The organism is Leyella lascolaii, assembly GCF_900079775.1.
In the GTDB taxonomy this organism is placed as follows: Bacteria; Bacteroidota; Bacteroidia; order Bacteroidales; family Bacteroidaceae; genus Prevotella; species Prevotella lascolaii.
Window position 1 is genome coordinate 164,719 of record NZ_LT556038.1, and the last position, 20,583, is coordinate 185,301.

General features: G+C 48.3%; 15 protein-coding genes. 4 read left to right on the forward strand and 11 right to left on the reverse strand.

Translation table 11 applies throughout. The annotated features are described in order from the left end of the window. The first annotated feature begins 557 nt into the window (after positions 1 to 557). Positions 558 to 2,072, forward strand: a complete 1,515-nt coding sequence (locus BN4609_RS06530; RefSeq protein ID WP_068855762.1) for a calcineurin-like phosphoesterase C-terminal domain-containing protein — start codon at positions 558 to 560, stop codon at positions 2,070 to 2,072. A 139-nt stretch (positions 2,073 to 2,211) separates the two neighbouring features. Here BN4609_RS06530 and BN4609_RS06535 read toward each other — a convergent pair whose 3' ends face one another. The 10 genes from BN4609_RS06535 to BN4609_RS06580 form a co-directional block, all read right to left on the reverse strand. After that, positions 2,212 to 2,718 (reverse strand): tetratricopeptide repeat protein, encoded by a 507-nt coding sequence (locus BN4609_RS06535; protein ID WP_068855763.1) that lies wholly within the window; start codon positions 2,716 to 2,718, stop codon positions 2,212 to 2,214. A gap of 199 nt (positions 2,719 to 2,917) precedes the next feature. Further along, the gene (gene mfd / locus BN4609_RS06540; RefSeq protein ID WP_068855764.1) at positions 2,918 to 6,331 is read right to left on the reverse strand and encodes a transcription-repair coupling factor; all 3,414 of its coding nucleotides are present in this window, start codon (positions 6,329 to 6,331) and stop codon (positions 2,918 to 2,920) included. Further along, the gene (locus tag BN4609_RS06545; RefSeq protein ID WP_068855765.1) at positions 6,331 to 7,080 is read right to left on the reverse strand and encodes a polyprenol monophosphomannose synthase; all 750 of its coding nucleotides are present in this window, start codon (positions 7,078 to 7,080) and stop codon (positions 6,331 to 6,333) included. Before BN4609_RS06545 ends, mfd begins: the two co-directional genes overlap by 1 nt. A gap of 129 nt (positions 7,081 to 7,209) precedes the next feature. After that, positions 7,210 to 7,968, reverse strand: coding sequence for a lysophospholipid acyltransferase family protein (locus tag BN4609_RS06550; protein WP_068855766.1), 759 nt, complete (start codon positions 7,966 to 7,968; stop codon positions 7,210 to 7,212). 15 nt (positions 7,969 to 7,983) lie between these two features. Further along, positions 7,984 to 9,144 carry a metallophosphoesterase gene (locus BN4609_RS06555; RefSeq protein WP_068855767.1) on the reverse strand — a complete coding sequence of 387 codons (1,161 nt, stop codon included), beginning with the start codon at positions 9,142 to 9,144 and terminating at the stop codon, positions 7,984 to 7,986. A 38-nt stretch (positions 9,145 to 9,182) separates the two neighbouring features. Continuing rightward, on the reverse strand, positions 9,183 to 9,992 hold the full coding sequence (locus BN4609_RS06560) for a vitamin B12 dependent-methionine synthase activation domain-containing protein (RefSeq protein WP_068855768.1): 810 nt from the start codon (positions 9,990 to 9,992) through the stop codon (positions 9,183 to 9,185). Further along, positions 9,989 to 11,311 (reverse strand): dihydroorotase, encoded by a 1,323-nt coding sequence (locus BN4609_RS06565; protein ID WP_068855769.1) that lies wholly within the window; start codon positions 11,309 to 11,311, stop codon positions 9,989 to 9,991. The genes BN4609_RS06560 and BN4609_RS06565 overlap by 4 nt, the downstream gene beginning before the upstream one ends. Beyond that, positions 11,308 to 12,099, reverse strand: coding sequence for a DUF4369 domain-containing protein (locus BN4609_RS06570; RefSeq protein WP_068855770.1), 792 nt, complete (start codon positions 12,097 to 12,099; stop codon positions 11,308 to 11,310). Before BN4609_RS06570 ends, BN4609_RS06565 begins: the two co-directional genes overlap by 4 nt. Before the next feature lie 119 nt (positions 12,100 to 12,218). Beyond that, positions 12,219 to 12,623: a hypothetical protein gene (locus tag BN4609_RS06575; protein ID WP_068855771.1), complete on the reverse strand. Its 405-nt coding sequence runs from the start codon at positions 12,621 to 12,623 to the stop codon at positions 12,219 to 12,221. After that, positions 12,607 to 12,942, reverse strand: coding sequence for an FtsB family cell division protein (locus tag BN4609_RS06580; RefSeq protein WP_021993885.1), 336 nt, complete (start codon positions 12,940 to 12,942; stop codon positions 12,607 to 12,609). The genes BN4609_RS06575 and BN4609_RS06580 overlap by 17 nt, the downstream gene beginning before the upstream one ends. A gap of 592 nt (positions 12,943 to 13,534) precedes the next feature. On the opposite strand from BN4609_RS06580, the gene BN4609_RS06590 reads away from it, so the two are divergent. Then, complete coding sequence (locus BN4609_RS06590; RefSeq protein WP_068855773.1) at positions 13,535 to 15,304, forward strand: DNA polymerase III subunit gamma/tau; 1,770 nt, start codon at positions 13,535 to 13,537, stop codon at positions 15,302 to 15,304. A 313-nt stretch (positions 15,305 to 15,617) separates the two neighbouring features. Here the strand turns inward: BN4609_RS06590 and asnA are convergent, their stop codons facing one another. Next, a complete protein-coding gene (asnA, locus tag BN4609_RS06595) occupies positions 15,618 to 16,655 on the reverse strand; it encodes an aspartate--ammonia ligase (protein ID WP_068855774.1) in 1,038 nt (345 codons plus the stop codon). 409 nt (positions 16,656 to 17,064) lie between these two features. Between asnA and BN4609_RS06600 the strand changes: the two genes are divergently transcribed. Next, positions 17,065 to 18,225 (forward strand): glycosyltransferase, encoded by a 1,161-nt coding sequence (locus tag BN4609_RS06600; protein ID WP_164071599.1) that lies wholly within the window; start codon positions 17,065 to 17,067, stop codon positions 18,223 to 18,225. Positions 18,226 to 18,261: 36 nt separating this feature from the next. Next, positions 18,262 to 19,278: a glycosyltransferase family 2 protein gene (locus tag BN4609_RS06605; protein WP_068855776.1), complete on the forward strand. Its 1,017-nt coding sequence runs from the start codon at positions 18,262 to 18,264 to the stop codon at positions 19,276 to 19,278. Positions 19,279 to 20,583 lie beyond the last annotated feature (1,305 nt).

A 20,583-nucleotide genomic window follows, 5' to 3' on the forward strand; every position in this document is an offset into this window, starting at 1 on the left:
AATGAATATGAATACGTTTTACATACACATATCACTGTTTCTCTGTCTCTCTTCTGATAATCTCAGCTGTCAATATTTTTTACTTTCATAAGTGCATAAAAATACTTGAAAGTACGCATAAGTGCAACCGTCGAACTGTCGCGGACAGAGCATTATGCGAGAAAGACAATATCTTAACATTAAAGAAAATGTTTTGAAAAAAATAATCTGTACCTTTGTATAAGATAAGCTGCGCTCGGGAAACTGAGAACAAGTTCTCTTTCCACTCACTGGCATTATCTTTGTATAAGATAAGCTGCGTTCGGGAAACTGAGAACAAGTTCTCTTTCCACTCACTGGCACTATCTTTGTATAAGATAGGCTGCACTCGGGAATTTGAAAGCAAGCTTTCATTCCGCTCGTTTGCACTATCTTTGTAAAAGATAAGCGACGCGCGGGAAAGAAAGGGAAAGTGGCACATCCACACCATGTCACCAAGCATGTGCCGGTAAAACGTGCAGGAGACCGCCATCATGTTTTCCCGAAACAGAAAAGAACACACATAAAAACATAAGGATATGAAAGAGAAACTGCTGTTATACCTTTTCCTGACTGTGGGACTCATGAGCATGAAAGCCGGAGACACCACCTCAGTGTCCATCACCGGATACGTGAAAGACGAGGCAGGACGTGGCATAAAGGGCGTAGTGGTGAACAACGGCATCAACTTCACCACAACAGACAGAAAAGGGGCATGGACCCTGCCGACAGACACACTCGCATGCAGATTCATCAGCATAAGCACACCGTCCGGATACGCGCTTCCGGCTGCAAACGGACTGGCACACGGTTTTTATAAAGACGTGCGGGCGGCTATGAGTGATGAGCAGAACGTGTTCGTGTTGCACCGGCGCGAAAAACCCGCGACGCGCTTCCACTACATCGCCATATCCGATCCGCAAGTACGGACTCACGACGACATGAAACGCTGGACGACCGAGACGATGAGGGACATCATGCACAGCGCTGACTCGCTAAGGCGAACAGGAGAGGTTGTGGCGGTGACGCTGGGCGACCTCGTATTCGACAACATGACCTTTCTCAGCAAGTTCGCCACGACCATGCTCAACGACCGGATGACCGTTTTCCAATGCATCGGCAACCACGACTTCAACAAGGCGTATGCCGGAGCGGCAAACATGCAGCCCGGGGCGACGCGCTATGCCGAACAGAACTTCTGCCGGCAGTTCGGACCACTCAACTATTCGTTCAACATAGGCAAGGCTCATGTGGTGACAATAAACAATATCAGCTACAGAGGAAGCCACAAATATGAGGAGACTATCATGCCTGCCGACATGGAATGGCTGAAGAAAGACCTCAGCTACGTGCCCGACAGCGCGCTCATCCTGATAAACATGCACGCTCCGGCATGGAACACCAACGAGAAGCAGGACAACATAACAAATGCCGAAGAGCTGAAGGAGGTGCTTGCCGGACGCAACGTGCACGTGTTCTGCGGGCACACTCATTTCTACGAGAACGTGGAGGTGACCGAACTACTCTACCAGCACAACATCGGAGCCGCGTGCGGAGCATGGTGGACAAGCAACATGAACCGCTGCGGAGCACCCAACGGCTATCTGATAGCCGACATCAGCGGGACAGCCATAAAATGGAGCTACAAGGCGACAAACCGCCCGACTGATTACCAGATGCGGCTTTACAAGCCAGGCGAGTTCCGCACGCAGAGCAAATATGTCGTTGCCAACATATGGGACTGGGACCCTCATTGCCGCGTGGCATGGTATCAGGACGGCAAGTACATGGGGCGCATGGAACAGACCAGCGACGACGATGAGATGTTCATGCGCACAAAACCTCTGCCCGCACAGATGTGCAAGACGGGACACCTCTTCAGGGCAAAGCCCAACGGAAGATACAAGACCATAAAGGTGGTCTTCACCAACCGGTTCGGCAGGAAATACTCACAGACCATCGTGAACGAGGGAAGGCGTCCGGCTATAACCGACTATGACATAAAACAGAAAAAGCCGGTCAACGCAGGGACACGTCCGTATAAGAAGTATTAAACCCAAATCGGTCATTAGAATGCTGATTGTACATTTAAGGTTTATTGTCAGCTCTTCATCCTTCTTCCGTGCTGCTGCTGTCAGCCGGATTGTATTAAGCTTTATCAAAGATGTAGCGGACTACATCAATAAAAAGCTGTCACTGGATTCTACGTACTACGTAATGACACATCCTATCCACTTTCAATACTTCACGATAACGATTCCACGTCATTGAATCAACATCAGCTTTATGTTTCTCATATAATATATTAAATTCCTCCTCTGCTTCCTTGTCCATATGCATATAATGTTTTATAATGATAAGAAACATTTTCATATGCGGATTCCCTTTGGCACTCTTCATCAATAAGGATTCCATATTCAAAATCCTGCGGTAGTAACCGTCAGCCTTAATACTGTCACCAATACCGTCATAAGTCTTACCCACATTAAACAGAACACTGGCAATTTCCTCGACATTGTCTGTTATATGCAGATATCTCTCATAAGTTCTGATAGCTTCCATCTTCCTATTCAGATTAATCAGACAATTTGCCTTGTTAAAGTAAGGAGTAATCAAAGTGGAATCGGTAGCTATAGCCTTGTCTAACAATTCAAGAGCCATCTCCAGTGTGTCCGGAACTAAAGTCATCATCAGTTCCACTCCCTTGTCGTTAAGCTCTATCGCCCGCTGACGTTTGTCTTTACATCCTCATGCCAGAACGATGACAAAGACAATGGGTAGGAGGCATTTGATTATATCAGTTTTCATCATATAAATTTAAATTTACAACATTTTACAATGCAGTCACAAGAAGCCTTTTCAGCACAGGCTCAGTGAAGAATGATTACAGGAAATGTCATTATTGGGAGTCTATCTCGCGCAATACCGCCACGGCATCACCCACAGTCCTTACGCCAGTGACAATCATTATGTGCTTGCCTGAGATTTCTTTCAGATTGCAGCGTCGCGGATTGCCTGCAATGTAACGCAGCACCTTGTCGAAAGCCCGGCTCTTGTAGTAGGCGCTTGACGTGTTGGAGACAAACTGCATACGCATGCTGTCCTGCTTCAGTATGAGCTTCTCACATCCGAGGCGTTTGCCGAGACGCCTCAGCGGCACCACATGCAGGAGTTCCTCTCCCTCATGCGGCACAGGACCGAAACGGTCGATGAGTCTCTTCCGGTAGTCGTCCAGCTCGCGGTCGTCGGCGATGTTGTCCAGCTCGCGGTAGAGAAGCATGCGCTCGCTGCTGCCCGGTACGTAGGTGTCGGGGAAATACATCTCAAGGTCGCTCTCCACGGCGCAGTCCTCCACAAAGTCGTCACCGGTGAGCTGTCTGCCTCCGGCAATCTCCTCGGCATACATGTCGGCGAACTCGTCGTTCTTCAGTTCGGTGACCGCCTGATTGAGAATCTTCTGATAGGTCTCATAGCCGAGGTCTTCCATAAATCCGCTCTGCTCGGCTCCAAGCAGATTGCCAGCACCGCGTATGTCAAGGTCCTGCATGGCAAGATTGAATCCGCTGCCGAGGTCGGAGAATGTCTCGAGAGCCTCAAGTCGGCGGCGCGCCTCCGGTGTGAGCACCGACTTGGGAGGCGCGAGCAGGTAGCAGAACGCCTTGCGGTTGGAGCGTCCCACCCTGCCCCGCATCTGGTGAAGGTCTGACAAACCGAAGCGGTGGGCGTCGTTTATTATTATCGTGTTGGCATTGGATATGTCGATGCCGTTCTCCACGATTGTGGTGGAGAGCAGCACGTCGTAGTCGTAGTTCATGAATCCCATGAGAATCTTCTCCAGCTCGTCGGGGTTCATCTGTCCGTGTCCTATCGCCACACGTGCGTCAGGCACATATTTGTGTATGAGGTTTGCAATCTCCGGCAGGTTTGATATGCGGTCGTTGACGAAATAAACCTGTCCGTTGCGGCTCATCTCGAAGTTTATGGCGTCGGCTATTATCTCATGCCCGTAAGTGGCAAGCTCTGTCTGTATGGGATAACGGTTGGGAGGCGGTGTGCGCATGATGCTCATGTCGCGCGCTCCCATGAGCGAGAACTGCAGGGTGCGCGGAATGGGTGTGGCAGACATCGTGAGCGTGTCCACATTGGTCTTGAGCTTGCGCAGCTTCTCCTTGGTAGACACTCCGAACTTCTGTTCCTCATCTATGATAAGCAGTCCGAGGTCGTGCCACTCCACCGATTTGCCTATAAGCTTGTGTGTTCCCACAAGTATGTCTATCTTTCCAGCCTTCAGGTCTTCTGTCACCTGACGTGTCTGTTTTGCCGAACGCGCACGCGAGAGATAGTCAACGCGCACAGGAAGCCCTTGCAGGCGGTCGCGGAAGGTCTGATAATGCTGGAAAGCCAGAACCGTGGTAGGCACGAGCACTGCCACCTGCTTGCTGTCGCATGCCGCCTTGAAAGCGGCGCGCACTGCCACCTCTGTCTTGCCGAAACCTACATCTCCGCACACCAGACGGTCCATGGGACGCGGACTCTCCATGTCTGCCTTTACCTCCTGCGTCGCCTTTATCTGGTCGGGAGTGTCCTCATACAGGAAACTTGCCTCAAGCTCATGCTGCATGAACGTGTCAGGACTGAACGCAAAGCCTTTCTCATGACGGCGTTTGGCATAGAGCTTTATCAGATCGCGCGCTATGTCTTTTATGCGTTTCTTGGTACGTTCTTTCAGACGTTCCCACGCTCCGGTGCCGAGTGTGCTCAGGCGTGGAGGGTCTCCGGCTCCGTTGCGACGGTATTTTGATATTTTGTAAAGCGAGTGTATAGACACATCCACAATGTCGCCGCGCTGATAGATGATGCGTATTGCCTCCTTGTATGTGTCTCCGGCAGGCACTCTGACAAGTCCACCGAACTTGCCTATGCCGAAGTCCACATGCACGATGAAGTCGCCCGGCTCCATTTCCTGAAGCTCTTTCATAGTGAGAGCCATCTTGCCGGAGCGCGCCGTGTCGCTGCGCAGGCTGTACTTGTGGAAGCGGTCGAATATCTGATGGTCGGTGAAGAAGCATGCGCGCAGGTCGTTGTCGGCGAAGCCCTCGTGCAGTGTCCTGTCCACCGGTTCGAACTTTATGTCATAGTCACGCGCCTTTATCTCGTCGCTGTCGAAGATGTCGCGCAGACGCTTTGTCTGTTTCTCGCTGTCGGCAAGGATATAGAGCTTGTAGCCCATAAGGCGGTAGTCTTCGAGCGAACGTGTGAGAAGATCGAAGTTTTTGTGGAAAAGCGGTTGCGGAGTGATGTTGAACGAGATGGTGGCATCAGGCGTGCCCGTGGCGTTATGGCCTATCTCTATGCGGCGGAAGGATGACATCTCCTCTGAGAAACGCGTACCGCTGACAAGCTGGTTGTCGCGACGCATGTCGCGCATTATCTCAGCCTGCTCAGCCTCGGTGGCTCCCTCAAGCCGCTCGGTTATTGCCTGAGACGAGAAGCCCTCCTGATATATACGCCCGACAGTCTCGCGCAGATAAAGCATATCCTTAACGACAAGAAGCGTGTCGGGGGGAAGAAACGAGGTGAAAGGCATTTTTTCGTCTGCCGTGCGTGTCAGTTCGGGCACAATCTCTACGGTGTCGCGTCTGTCGCGCGACAGCTGGTCCTGCACTTCAAACGTGCGTATTGTTTCTATCTCATTGCCGAAGAAATCTATACGGAAGGGCCATTCAGAACTGAAGGAATAGACATCCATTATGCTGCCGCGCACGGCGAACTGTCCCGGCTCATAGACATAATCGACTTCAGAAAAGCCGAACTCACGCAGCATTCGCTGTATCTCGACAAGGTCGACGGTCTGTCCGGCTGTAAGAGTAAGCGTGCGCTCGTCGAGCCGTGTCTTGGAGACCACAAGCTCGCTCACGGCTTCCGGACAGCTGACGATGTATAACGAAGTCCTCTTCCCTTCCTTCCGGCGCGACAGACGGCTGAGCACCTCAGTGCGCAATATCTCGTTTGCAGCGTCGCGCTGACCGTATTTCACCGCACGCCTATAGGAGGACGGAAAGAAAAGCACGTCGTCCTGCCCCACTATCTGCGTAAGGTCATGATAGAAATAGCCTGCCTCGTCAGCATCCTGAAGGATGAACACTACTGTCTTGCGGAGTTTCTCTGCAATGGCTGAAAACAAAACGGGAGCAGCCGAAGCCGAAAGTCCCTGTAGGAAAAGCGTACGTACAGAGTCGCCCGACAAAGCCTGAAGCACGGCACCGCACTGCGGCAATGCGCCGTATACTGACTTTATATCGTTTATCTTCATTATTCTGCTATCTTCGGATATTTTCTAAACCAGCCGTCCCAGCGCAGACGCATCACGCCGAAGAAAGCCTCGCCGAAGATTCCTCCGCTCATCTTGCTCGTCCCCTCACGGCGATTCACAAAAACGACCGGCACCTCTTTTATCCTGAAACCTATCTTATACGCCGTATATTTCATCTCTATCTGAAATCCGTATCCCTTGAAGCGCACCTCATCGAGCGGTATTGTCTGGAGCACACGACGGCGGTAGCACTTGAAGCCTGCTGTGGTGTCGTGCACCTTGAAACCTGTGACGAAACGCACATAGCGTGACGCGAAATAGCTCATGAGCACACGGCTTATAGGCCAGTTAACGACATTGACACCGCTAACGTAGCGCGAGCCGATGGCAAGATCGTAGCCCTCATCGTGGCACGCGGCATAAAGGCGCGGCAAATCGGCAGGGTCATGGCTGAAATCGGCATCCATCTCAAAGATGTATTCGTAGTCGTGACGCAGTGCCCATTTGAATCCTGTGATATAAGCAGTGCCCAGTCCGAGCTTTCCGGAACGCTCAATGATGAAAAGGCGGTCGGAAAACTCTCCATCCATAAGCCGCCTGACGATTGTCCCAGTGCCGTCCGGACTGCCGTCATCTATAACAAGTATATGGAAGAATTTCTCAAGAGCGGATATCGCCCTGATTATTTTCTCGATGTTCTCTTTCTCGTTGTATGTAGGTATAATTATTACACTGTCACTGTGACTCATCCTAATATCCTTCTTGTTGACACTGCAAACTTACACAAAAAAAACCATAGTATGTGGCTGTAGCGTCATAAAATAAGTTTATATTATGAAATAAACTGTGCGTCACCAAGGCTTTTACCGCCAGTCGGGTCACTGATCAGGATTCTCCACCGTGCCCTGATACTCCGGCACAAGCCCTGACATCACGGCATCATAGCTTGTCTCTTCCGCGTGGCGTATGTTTTCCGGTCCCTGCCCCATCGGCATGATTGGTTTATGAATGGTCAGACGCAAGGAATGGCGGCAGACCCATTTCATGTCTCGGGTGCGGGGCATGACGTTGAACGAACCGTTGATGGTGAGAGGCACGACAGGCAGCTGCAGCTCATCGGCAAGCATGAACGCACCACGGCGGAACACGCCCATATGACCGGTGAACGTGCGCGCTCCTTCCGGAAATACAACGAGCGACATGCCGTCCTTAAGAGTGTCGCGCGCCTTGTCGTAGGTCTCGCGTATCTTGCTCGGACCGCGTTTGTCCACAAATATGTGGTGGGCAGCCTCGCACGCCTTTCCTACAAACGGAACGCTGCGCAACTGGCGTTTCATCATCCACTTGAAATTGCGTCCGAGGAATCCGTAAATGAGAAAGATGTCAAACGCTCCCTGATGATTGGAAACGAACACATAAGAACTGTTCTTGTCGAGATTCTCACGCCCTTCCACCTTAACCGGAAGAAGCAAGATGCGGACAATGAACCACGACCACCACTTTCCGGGATAATAGCCCCAGAAATGTCCGTTACCGACATGACATCCTATAATCACCGTAACGGCAGTAAGCACTGTAAGAACTGCGATAAGGGGAAGTGCGACGCACAGCTGATAGACTCGATATAAATACTTCATGTATGACTTTATTGTTTACTTTATTTTATGCAAAGTTAAAACAACTATTTCGGGAGTGACCCCGAACCGGAACGGCACCAGACCGCCTACGCCTGTAGATACGTACAGGAAATGGTTGCCTTCACGGTATAGTCCGCTGTCTTCTGTGCCTGAAAGCTGCGTGGGACGATAGCCGAACATGCTTATCTGTCCGCCATGTGTGTGACCGCTGAGTGTGAGGCGTACATCCGAACATGGCAATATGTAACGTCGCCATGCGGAAGGGTCGTGCTGTAGAAGCACGATGAAGGCGTCAGACGATACTCCTGCAAGCGTCTTTTTAAGGTCGGATTTTTTAGGGAAAGGGGCTTTGCCTCCGTTTTCCTCACCTGCAATGACGATGGAATCGGAACCGCGGCGTATAACCCTGTGCTCGTTCATAAGAAGCGTCCAGCCATAACCGCGCTCAAGAGCGATGAGCCTGCGCTCGTTGGCATTGCAGACAGAAGTATCGGCTTTCACATATAAGCTGTAGTCATGATTGCCGAGCACAGAGAATACTCCGTCTTTTGCCTTCAGCGAAGACAATTCTCTGCCATAATGGCGGAGTTCGTCCGGCAGCATATTCTGCAAGTCACCGGTAAAGACCACAGCATCGGCATCAAGCGAGTTGATGGTCTCCGCAGTGCGTTCGAGGACCTCCGCCTCTACAGAACCGGCGTGGAGGTCGGTGAACTGCACTATCCTGTATCCGTCGAAAGCCGGAGGAAGATCGTCGAAATAGAGACTGACATGTCTGACAGTGAACTTGCGGACACCTACAGTGGAACCGTAGATGAGCATGTATAAAGAGAAAAGCACGAGCACTATGCCAACGAAGTTGCCCCAGTTGCGCCTAAGCGAGAACAGCCGCCGCAAAAGAAGCCCGACGGATGAGCATGTGACAAACAGCAGTTTGGGCACTATGACAAGACCGCACATGAACAGATAGACATTGAGCCACATCATATTACCAGGTGCGAAATCTCTTATGAGCGAGAGACCGACTGTATATGCCGTCATGATTATGCCCGGAACCCACCACAACATATGCTGGAAGACTCCGAGATCGGTACGGTGTCGCAGATAGCGGACATACAAGTAGACATCTGGCAACACTATTGCCAATACAATAAATATATATATCCTGGCTATCACTATAAAATCACTTTTATATAATCAACACTTCTTACATATCACAAACAGGCTGAAAGAAAACGGCGCATCATCCTTACCGGTATGCCGCGGCGTGACGCATAGTCGCGCAACTGGTCCTCACCAATGCGTCCGACATCAAAGTAGACAGCCTTGGGATGTGCCAGCATCAGACCCGATACAGACGCATGAGGCTGCATAGCTCCGCTTTCGGTCAGACGTATTCCTATCTTAGGCATATCGACAAGTTCTGACAGAATGAAATTCAGACTCATGTCCGGCATTGAAGGATAGCCCACCGCAGGGCGTATTCCGCAATATCCGGCATTCAGTATCTCACTGACGGACAGATTCTCATGCTCTGCATATCCCCAGTAACGACGCCTCACGTCTTCGTGCAGTTTCTCTGCCGTTGCCTCAGCAAGACGGTCAGCCAACGTCTGCGACATCATTTTCAGATAGTCGTCATCGCCATGATATTTCTCCATTCCCGCATCGACAGATGTAGCGAAAACACCTATTCTGTCTGATACTCCGGACGACAGAGGACGGATAAAGTCTGCCATGCACAGGTTAGGTTCACCATCCGCCTTACGGTTTTGCTGCCTCAGGAAAGGAAGGCGTACTCCGTTTATTATGATGTCATCGCCATCACTGTTGGCAGGGAACAGACCGAAAACGGCATGCGTGTGATAAAAATCACCCAAACCAGCAAGTATCGCCTCCGCCTCTGAGCGCAATGCAGCCTTCTCACTTGCCGGTTTACCGGACAGTCCCCACGCATGATAGAAATAAACCCAGTTTATGTAGGGTCTGACATCGTTTATATTATATTCAAACAATGCTGTCATCTGAACATCACCTGTTCACCGCGAATGTTGTCATAGAACGTTCCGTCATCGTAGACAACCTGTCCGTTACAGATTGTCTTCACCACACGCCAGTCGTATGTATGCCCTTCCATCGGACTCCATCCGCACTTGCTTCTGACCGTATCACCGGTCACTGTCCACCGGCGGTCGCGGGCTACGAGCACGATATCGGCTTTATAACCCTTGCGCAGATAACCTCTGCCTCTCACCTCGAATATATCCGCCGGATTATGACACATCAGCCTGACAAGCCGTTCCATGTCCAGCACACCATTATCGACAAGTTCGAGCATCGTGACAAGCGAGAACTGAATCATCGGCATACCTGATGCGGCACGCGCACATCCGCCCTCCTTGTCTTTGAGAAGATGCGGAGCATGATCAGTACCTACGGTGGATATGGCTCCTGAAGAGAGGGCTTTGCGCAGCTCACTGCGGTCGTAGGCGGTCTTTACAGCCGGATTGCACTTTATCCTTGTGCCAAGACGGGCATAGTCCTCATCGCTGAAGAACAGATGGGCAATGACTGCCTCGGCAGTGATGTTGCCGTCATGACCGAACAGTTCAAGCTCTTTCGCCGTACTGACATGAGCCACGTGCAGTCGTGTGCCGTAAGTACGCGCCATCCGGACGGCACGTGATGACGAGGCGTAACATGCCTCCTCGCTGCGGATAAGCGGATGCAGAGCCACATCAGGATCATCGCCGTAGCGCGACTTTGCCTCAGTCATATTGGCATTTACCATGCCGGTATCCTCACAATGCACCATTACCGGCATTGTGGCGTTACTGAATATCTTGCGCAAAGAGTCGTCGCTGTCAACGAGCATATTGCCTGTACTTGCCCCCATAAACAGTTTCACACCCGGCACGACATGGCGGTCGAGCGTCTGCAATGCATCTGTATTGCTGTTGGTAGCCCCGAAGAAGAAACTGTAGTTCACATGGCTTTTCTCCCTCGCAATTCTGAACTTAGCGTCGAGAGCATCAACAGATGTCGTCTGAGGCACAGTGTTGGGCATATCAAAAAACGTCGTGATCCCTCCGTATGCCGCAGCCTCGCTTTCCGTACCAATGTCAGCCTTTGCAGTAAGACCCGGTTCGCGGAAATGCACATGGCTATCTATCACCCCGGGCAAGACAAAAAGCCCTGTGGCATCTATCTTCCTATCATAGTTGCCACAGGGAATTTCCTTACCTTCTATTACCTCGGCAATAACATCGTTCTCCATCACCAGCGAGCCATAATGGCTCCTGTCTTCGTTAACGATTATGCCGCCATATATCAGTGTTTTCATTTTTTGTCTGCCGGTTTAGCCAGTTCGTTGGGTGTAGGAGCCGCGTCCGGCGCAGGCGTTTCAGACATGGCAGCCTCTGCCTCAGGCGCGTCCTTCATACCGTTCATTATCGCCTGGTTTTCCTGAGCCTTGCGATAATAGTCCTTTACATACGCATCATTCTTGAACTTATCGGTTGCCTTGCTCATGATGTCCTCTATCCATGGAGTCAGTTCCGGATAACGCTGTCCGGCAGTGACCATGAAGAACACACCCGGTCCAAGCACATTGTTGAAGTTCTCTGTCACAAATGTGGTGATAAGCTTGTCTTCCTGCACAGAAAGTTTCTGCGCCTCTACCATCAGCTTCGCATTTACCTCATCCATGTCCTTGCCGTCCATTATCGCCCTGTCGTGCGTATGGAGCAGTTCGGCTTTCTGGTTATTGAGCTGGCTGTATTTGCTGAAAAACTTGAAAAGTTCGTCATTGAGTGGTGTTCCGCTGACAGTCTGCTGTGTGGTGTTCAGCTTTATTGTTATATCTCCGTCTTCAAGAACAAGCGGCAAAATGCTTTCCTCATCCATAAAGATGTTTGCCATACACACAGAATCGAACGTTCCAGAGAATCTGAACTGCCCGTGCACCACATCGCATGAGTCAAGACTCTTGAATTCGTTGTCTTTAAGGACTTTCAGATAAAGCATCCTTCCATCCAGTGTAGAAACATTTGATGTGCCTTGAATATCGTATGTGTTCGCACAAGAAGAAAAAAGCACAATAAATAAAAAGTAAGATATCAATTTGTTCATAGAATCAGCGGTTTTACATCTGCGGAATCAAAGATAATATGTATTATTGAAGTTCAAGTTTTTTTTTACTCTATTTAAATGATATAGGTTATCTTTTATAGATTTTTTTCAGCATACTGTCATTCTTTGGATAACTCTGCAGAAATGCGGTGCATTGTATATATCTCAAGGACAGCCGCCACAAGGAGAAGCAACACCCACTTGTTGAACACATACTGGAAATACGCCACATAGTTTGTGAATACCTGTTGCATGAACCTGTATGCATTATCAACCATAAGAATACCGGACAGTACAAAGAAGATGTCTGCCGTTGTCATTATTTTCTTGAGCCTCCTCACAGTGATATTATTGCCTTCATATGTCTGCATCATCTGCATCGTGGCGAACATCACAGCACCTGCAAGATAAATCCAGCACATTACTTCCTGCTGCCACATAAAGGCGAAGCATCCTGCTCCCACCACCATCAGCAGTCCTCCGACAAGGAATATTATATTCTGAGTCCTACTCAACTGTTTCATCGTTATCTGTTTCCGGTTTACTGTCATCGCTCAGCACATATATGTCCTCATCGTCGGCTTTCATGAAATAACGCTCGCGGGCAATTTTCTCAAAGGCTTCAGGATTTGTCCTCAGCTCTCTGAGCTGTTTTGAGTCAGACTCGTATATGGAGCGGTATTTCTCAATCTCCGCATTCATATCGCTTATCTGCAATTCGAGCTGTACCCTCCTGACGAAACTGTTCTCGTCAAGAAAGCCCACGACCAACACTCCCACTACTATCGTAATGACATATTTATAGTGTCCGATGAGATTGATTATTGGTACTAAACGTTTCATTAATGATTATTTGGATGCAAACTTAATTAAAAAAAATCATTTTTGACCAGTTATGATGTAAAAAAAAACATAACTTTACATAAAACGGTTATATATATAATATGTATAAGCTGCCTTTCCAAATTAACCGATATTATAACGGTTCTCAGATGTAATCCATATCTATAGCATCAGATTATAAAGAATCAGTTATTTATTTTTCCTCTTCTGATTTGGCATAATACCGTATACAGTACAATATCTGCGAATATAGAAAAAACAACACTTTTTAATTTGCAATGCGCCAGCCTTTCACTATCTTTGCATAAGATAAGCATCGGTTCGGCAGTGTCAAGCCCAGTAAAACTGCGTTTTCCTGTCTTGACGTTGCACTCATCTTGCATTATCTTTGCATAAGATAAGCTGCACTCGGGAAATTAAGAGCAAGCTCTCTTTCCACTCATTTGCATTATCTTTGCATAAGATAAGCGGCGGTTCGACAATAAAAAGCAAGTCAGCACTGCGACAGCCCGCATCGCATTTGCACTGAATGAATACAATAAAAAAACATAATACGACATATAAAAACAAATAAAATATTTTCACTAACCGTATGGAAGAATACATTGTTTCGGCAAGAAAATACAGACCGGCAACGTTTGACTCGGTTGTAGGGCAATCCGCTCTCACCACAACTTTGAAAAACGCGGTAAAGAGCGGTAAGCTTGCACACGCCTACCTGTTCTGCGGTCCGAGAGGTGTCGGCAAGACCACATGTGCCAGAATATTCGCCAAGGCAATAAACTGCATGCACCCCACTGCCGAAGGAGAGGCTTGCAACGAGTGCGAGAGTTGCCGTGCCTTCAACGAACAGAGATCATACAACATCTTCGAACTTGACGCCGCGAGCAACAACTCTGTGGAAAACATCAAGTCGCTTATGGACCAGACACGGATACCGCCGCAGGTGGGACGCTACAAGGTGTTCATCATAGACGAGGTGCACATGCTGTCCACCGCAGCGTTCAACGCATTTCTGAAGACTCTTGAGGAACCTCCAGCACATGTGATATTCATTCTTGCCACAACAGAGAAGCACAAGATTCTGCCGACAATCATCTCCAGATGCCAGATATACGACTTTGAACGGATGACCGTACAGAACACCATCGACCATCTGAAAATGGTGGCTGAGAAGGAAGGCATAACTTATGAGGAGGAAGCTCTTGCACTCATAGCCGAGAAAGCGGACGGAGGCATGCGCGACGCACTGTCGATATTCGACCAGGCAGCGAGCTACAGTCAGGGCAACATTACATATCAGAAGATAATAGAAGACCTCAATGAGCTTGACTCCGACAACTATTTCCGCATCACCGACCTTGCTTTCGAGAACAAGGTGACAGACATAATGATGCTGCTCAACTCCATAATTGCCAAAGGATTTGACGGAGGCAACCTCATAACAGGTCTTGCCGCACACATGCGCAACGTGCTTATGGCTAAGGACAAGCAGACTGTCACTCTGCTCGAAGTAAGCGAGAAGCAGCGACAGAAATACGTGGAACAGGCGGCAAAATGTCCGATGAAATTCCTATACAAGGCACTGAAGATAATGAACGAGTGTGACATCAACTACCGTCAGAGCAGCAATAAACGGCTGCTTGTAGAACTGACACTCATACAGGTGGCACAAATAACGCAGCCCGACGACGACACACCGGGCGCGGGGCGTAGCCCCAAGCGACTGAAATCCCTGTTTAAGAACATTGTCATGTCCCGTCCAAAAGCGGCTCAGCAGGTGGCTGTGGCGGGGAAAAAGCTCAGTTATAAGACAGAACGGACTGCTGAAGCGGCTGCCATTGCCAGTGAGCCGACAGCGGAAGAGTCTGTCAAACCGAATCCGATGACAAAAAAACTGAAGCTTGACAACATCGGAATAACTTTTGCCGGAATAAAAAAAGCGGAAACCGAAATAAAAGCCGTAAAGGAACCGGAGGTAAAAAACAAAGACGAGAACGAGACTTTCGACCAGGACTTTCTCGAACTGCAATGGCTATCCATGTGCAAGCGGATGCCGCCAAAGATGATAGGTCTTGCGTCACGCATGCGCAACATGACACCACGCATCACCAGACATCCCAACATTGAGCTTACTGTAGACAATCAGAACCTGCTCGATCAGGTGAATGAGATAAAAGGGCGGATACGCGCTACGCTGGCAGAGGCCCTGCACAACGGAAACATACAGATAGAGCTGAAGCTGGCAAAGGCTGAGGAAGTCGGCCCGATGCTCACTCCTAAAGAGATGTTCGATGAAATGAGAAAGAAAAACCCCATCGTCGACAAAATGTGCGCCACACTCAATCTTGAGCTTGCCTGACAAACAGCCGACATGATAAAAGACAGCAGAAACGACGCAACGACGCACACGTTTCTGCTGTCTTTCTCATATTATATCGTACAAACACCATACATAAACAGCAGGTGTTTTCCTTGTCTCCATATAAAAATCGGGCATTGGAAAGCCAATCGTAAATCCACTTTTTATTGCCATCCGCCCATTCCTCCGGCTCTCTGCTGCCGTCATATTGTCTTTCATGTTTTACCGATGTTGTCATCCAAATCCACGATAAAAACAGAAACAAATCCGTATGACAGCAGCACAAAATGCGTATCAAGTCTGATGATTCGGCTCAAATGAGCGGCATACCTGCCTCACGGCACTCTTCACGCATATCCTCAGGCCATATGCTTGCCTGTATCTCACCTATGTGAGCCTTGTGAAGCAGCAGCATGCACAGACGGCTCTGCCCTATACCTCCGCCAATGCTGAGCGGCAGTTTCCCGCCAAGCAGCTGACGGTGGAAATACAATTGCGCTCTGTCCTCCTTGCCTTCAAGAGCAAGCTGGCGCAGCAACGCCTCTCTGTCTACTCTTATTCCCATTGACGACAATTCAAAAGAACGGCCCAACAGCGGATACCATATCAGTATGTCACCGTTCAGACCGGCATGTCTGTCGTCTGTAGGTGTAGACCAGTCGTCATAATCCGGCGCACGTCCATCGTGCTTCTTCCCGTCCGACAGTTTTCCGCCTATACCCATAAGGAACACCGCACCATATTTCCTGCATATCTCATCCTCGCGTTCCTTAGGAGAAAGAGACGGATACATTCCGAGCAAATCCTCACTATGTATGAAGTGTATCTTCTCCGGCAGAAACGGTTTCAGCTCCGGATAGGTCTCACACGTGAGATACTCTGTGCGTAGGATGGCTGAATAAATGCGCTCCACCACATTCTTCAGATACCCGACATTGCGCTGGCAGGATGTTATCACAGCTTCCCAGTCCCACTGGTCCACATAAAGCGAGTGCAGGTTGTCCAGTTCCTCATCCGCGCGTATGGCATTCATGTCGGTATAGATTCCGTATCCCGGCTCTATGCCATATTCCGCCAGAGTGAGCCGTTTCCACTTTGCCAGCGAGTGTACCACCTCTGCCTCCGCCTCACCAAGATCCTTTATGTGGAACGTGACAGGACGTTCCACTCCGTTCAAATCGTCGTTTATTCCGAGACCTTTCAAGACGAAGAGCGGTGCTGTGACACGGCTGAGGCGCAACTCAGTAGAAAGATTCTCTTGAAAAAAATCCTTTATAAGTTTTATCCCCTGCTCCGTGCGTTTCATATCAAGCAGTGCCTTATATCCTTCAGGCTTTATCAGTTTGCTCATATATATCCGTTTTTACATTAACAGATGCAAAGATAAATAATAAAAACCGAAATATGGAAAGAAAACTATAGAAATTTGATTACAAAATGACACATCACCAATACAATCAATTACACGATTACCGCTGGCGGTTACCTCTTTTCCACACAAACATACAAAGACGACAACTGTCTGTCATGAATTGTTGAAGACCTTGCTACAGCCACATAAATCCAATAATCATTATTTTGTTAATATTAATGTAATATGCGCTTATTCAATATATTAAATAACTATCTTTGCATAAGATAAGCTTCGGCTCGGCAATATCAAGCCTGGTAAAACTGCGTTTCACCGCCTTGCTGCTGCACTCGCCTTGCATTATCTTTGCACATTAATATATTTTACACATCACAATATGGTTTCAGGCTTGGCAAATACCAGAACGGACACGCAACCCGACAAGACACTCCGCGTACTTGTTGTAGACATAGTAGCCAGCACACCGACATTCGTATACTCACACGTGAAAATAATCTCGGGTGATGTAATACTGGTCAACGACATGAAAGACTGGCTGAGCAGACACCGCGACAGCGCATGGACGAGATTAGCCTTGCCATTGTGGAGGATGGCTTACAGTTTGAGACGGCGCACAAGAAACGGTCTCTCTCCTTACGACAGGTTGCTCGCAAGATGGATACAGAAAGAACGTTTTGACGTGGTGTTTGCCGAATTCGGTCCTGCTGCGGCAGCCATGCTGTCAGTATGCAAGAAAGCCGGTGTGCCCTTAGTGCCGTGCTTTCATGGATATGACATCACTAAAAGGAAAGTGGTGGAACAGCATCAGGAAATCTACCGGCAGCTCTTCGCATACGCTACGTCCGTCATCTCGGTAAGCCACTTCCTTTCCTGCCGTCTGGTTAAGGCGGGCTGTCCGCCTGAGAAGCTGGTATACTCGCCATGTTTGCCGGAAGAATCTTTTTATGAGATACAGGGACAGTCAGACAGACCGCTCCTTGTGTTCTGCGGCAGATTTGTATACAAGAAATGTCCGCAAGCGTTATTATTGGCTTTTGCCCGTATATGCAAGCAACATCCGGAGGCACAGCTGATCATGGCAGGTTCAGGCGAACTGTTGTATTACACCATGCAACTGTGCCGTTTTTTGGGAATAGACCGTCAGGTGGCATTCCCCGGACGAATCACTCAAGAGAAATTCCGCGAGCTGCTCACGCACGCCCGCGCCTATGTGCAGCATTCCATTACGGCACACGACGGTGACTCGGAAGGTTCACCCGTCGCCATCATGGAGGCACAGGCAGCAGGAGTGCCGGTCATCTCAACCAGACACAGTGACATTCCGACCATTGTAATCCATCACAAGACAGGATTTCTAGTTGAGGAGGGTGACATTGAGGGGATGGCACGACATATGGCATTCGTGCTCGAAAACCCGGATGCGGCACGCCAGATGGGAAGACTGGCTAAAGAACACATGCTAAGAAAATACCCGAAAAGGAGTGAAGCCGACATCATTAACGACACTCTGCATCAGGCTGTACAAACATACAGACAGAATAGACACTGAATGGATTTATCGACATAACATACAATTTAACGAGACATGACACCCCTGATACTTGATGAACCAACGTCCGAAGCGCCTGCTTTTTCCATAATAATCCCGCATTATAACACATCCGGACTGCTCCAACGCCTGCTTGACACCATCCCGTCACGCGACGACACGGAGATTATAGTGGTGGACGACGCAAGCCGGCAAGATGAGCTGAAGGCTGTCCGGCAATGTTGCGGGAACAGGACACGGCAAGCGCGTCTCTTATGCCGCGACACGAACGGAGGAGGCGGTGCGGCACGGAACGACGCGATGAGAGCGGCGCGTGGGCGATGGCTGATGTTTGCTGATGCGGATGATTATTTTTTACCATCATTAGGCACGGTTCTTGACCGTTACGCATGTAATGAAACATACGACGCCGTGTTTTTCCCTCCCACCGGAAAAGGGAGTCACAAAAGCACGGCGGACAAAGTGGCAGAACTGTGCATGAAATGGAAGTCCGATCCACAAAAATACGACAACAGGATGAGATACGGATTTGTGGGACCGTGGAGTAAAATGGTTAAAAGACAGTTCGCACAAGAGAATGGACTCTACTTCTACTCCACCAGAAAACAAAACGACTTTCCATTCAACATAATGCTGGGTAAAAACTTAAAACACTTCACCGTAGACGAGACACCGATATACTGTTGGGACAGGATTAATACAAGCACATCCGACCGATACGACCTACAGGCATGCCGTGACTCACTATGGGTATATGCGCAAGCCATACATTATCTTAATGATATGGACACGGAGCATTTCAAAAGAATCTACATCCATTCGCTTTGCAAATACATTCTGATGCATCCGACATTAATCATCGAAGGTCTCGAGGAACTGCAGCAAATGGGATGCCCTCCGGAAAGAGCGTGCCGTCTCATAACCGATATCTGCATGAAGGAAAACGCCACGCTCTTGAAATATATTATGATCAGCACACCTTCGGAACGTCTGAAAGCAGAGTGTGTCAAGGCGTTGACAAGAGCTAACAATCCGGATTCTGCCGGATATTAGACATGTTGCATTAAAGCCGGATCTGCCATCATACTTTATCCCGATTTTGTTCTGCCGCCATACATGTTGGTCTGCGGACAACCGACAATTGCCTTACATGAAACAAACATCCGGCAACCGGACAAAAAGAGTGTCCGATTACGGATGTATATAAATTTAGATATTATTATATATGAAACAACTTTTTCTGTACAGTATAAGTATACAAACAATACTGCCGGAAAGCAAATTGTCATAACAATGACATAAAAACATATTATGAATATCTGCATTCTGCCATACTTACAAATATGCAACTTAAAAACGTTCTCATTCATTCGGTTCACCGTATGTACCATACCGTGACGTGAAACAGCCTTTTTGGAGCTGCGAAAGAGCCTGTATCATAGGCTGAAACGGTCTGTTTCGGACGTCCGGAAAGCCCGTTTGGCAACGCACTGGAAATCAGACGGTTGACCAATGTGGCATTCCTGGGAGCTGTTAACATAAAAATGTTAACGTAACAGGCGTCTTCCTGCGGTCGTCGCGAGTATGTGTCAATTGCCGATATTCATAAACAGATTATTCAATAGCCTGAAAATACCGGCACATAGGATTTTCCTGTGGGTTTGGGTCACTGAATAGTGGCTGTTATAATATTTTATCTTGAATCATTAGAACGCTGATTATACATATAAGGTTTATTGCCATCTCTTCATCCTTCTTCCACACTACTGCCGTCAGCTTGTATTCAGTTATTTCCAATGTCGCCCGCTACATCTTCGATAAAGCTGAATAAAATCTGACTGACTGCAGCACGAAATAAGAATGGAAATCCAATGCCCTCTAAGCCGACTATATTGGTTATACAGATTAAAATCAATTAGTTTTAATAACGACAAACGTATCTGTAGGTTCAATGCCAAGAGTAAGTATATTGTATCTCTTTGGGTGTATTATTTCATTTGTGGTAATTATAAAAGGAGTAGGGGTATTATATGCAAAGCCATATGATTTTCCTGTCACAACATTTAAGACTGTCAGTCTATAAGTCCATGGTCCGAAAGTTTTGTGAATGATTTTGTAACTTCCAGTAAAATCGATTAAGTCGGGATAGCACCCATAAATATCACTGTTCTGTTTTAATAATGTGTCTTGAATGCATTTGTCTAACTCAGAGAAAGTGCGATATTTAGTGTTATTACAACTTACAGACAGCACACATATTACAAATGCGATAAATAATATATATTTCATATAGATTAACTTAAACGGTAAGAGAAGATAATTGATATGTCATGTTCAATCATTCTCTTCTCTCACCTT

Bases quoted from the DNA above. Each gene is read 5' to 3' on its own strand.
- BN4609_RS06530 (WP_068855762.1), top strand. From the start codon at position 558: ATGAAAGAGAAACTGCTGTTATACCTTTTCCTGACTGTGGGACTCATG.
- mfd (WP_068855764.1), bottom strand. From the start codon at position 6,331: ATGAAGATAAACGATATAAAGTCAGTATACGGCGCATTGCCGCAGTGC.
- BN4609_RS06545 (WP_068855765.1), bottom strand. From the start codon at position 7,080: ATGAGTCACAGTGACAGTGTAATAATTATACCTACATACAACGAGAAA.
- BN4609_RS06550 (WP_068855766.1), bottom strand. From the start codon at position 7,968: ATGAAGTATTTATATCGAGTCTATCAGCTGTGCGTCGCACTTCCCCTT.
- BN4609_RS06560 (WP_068855768.1), bottom strand. From the start codon at position 9,992: ATGACAGCATTGTTTGAATATAATATAAACGATGTCAGACCCTACATA.
- BN4609_RS06565 (WP_068855769.1), bottom strand. From the start codon at position 11,311: ATGAAAACACTGATATATGGCGGCATAATCGTTAACGAAGACAGGAGC.
- BN4609_RS06570 (WP_068855770.1), bottom strand. From the start codon at position 12,099: ATGAACAAATTGATATCTTACTTTTTATTTATTGTGCTTTTTTCTTCT.
- BN4609_RS06575 (WP_068855771.1), bottom strand. From the start codon at position 12,623: ATGAAACAGTTGAGTAGGACTCAGAATATAATATTCCTTGTCGGAGGA.
- BN4609_RS06580 (WP_021993885.1), bottom strand. From the start codon at position 12,942: ATGAAACGTTTAGTACCAATAATCAATCTCATCGGACACTATAAATAT.
- BN4609_RS06590 (WP_068855773.1), top strand. From the start codon at position 13,535: ATGGAAGAATACATTGTTTCGGCAAGAAAATACAGACCGGCAACGTTT.
- asnA (WP_068855774.1), bottom strand. From the start codon at position 16,655: ATGAGCAAACTGATAAAGCCTGAAGGATATAAGGCACTGCTTGATATG.
- BN4609_RS06605 (WP_068855776.1), top strand. From the start codon at position 18,262: ATGACACCCCTGATACTTGATGAACCAACGTCCGAAGCGCCTGCTTTT.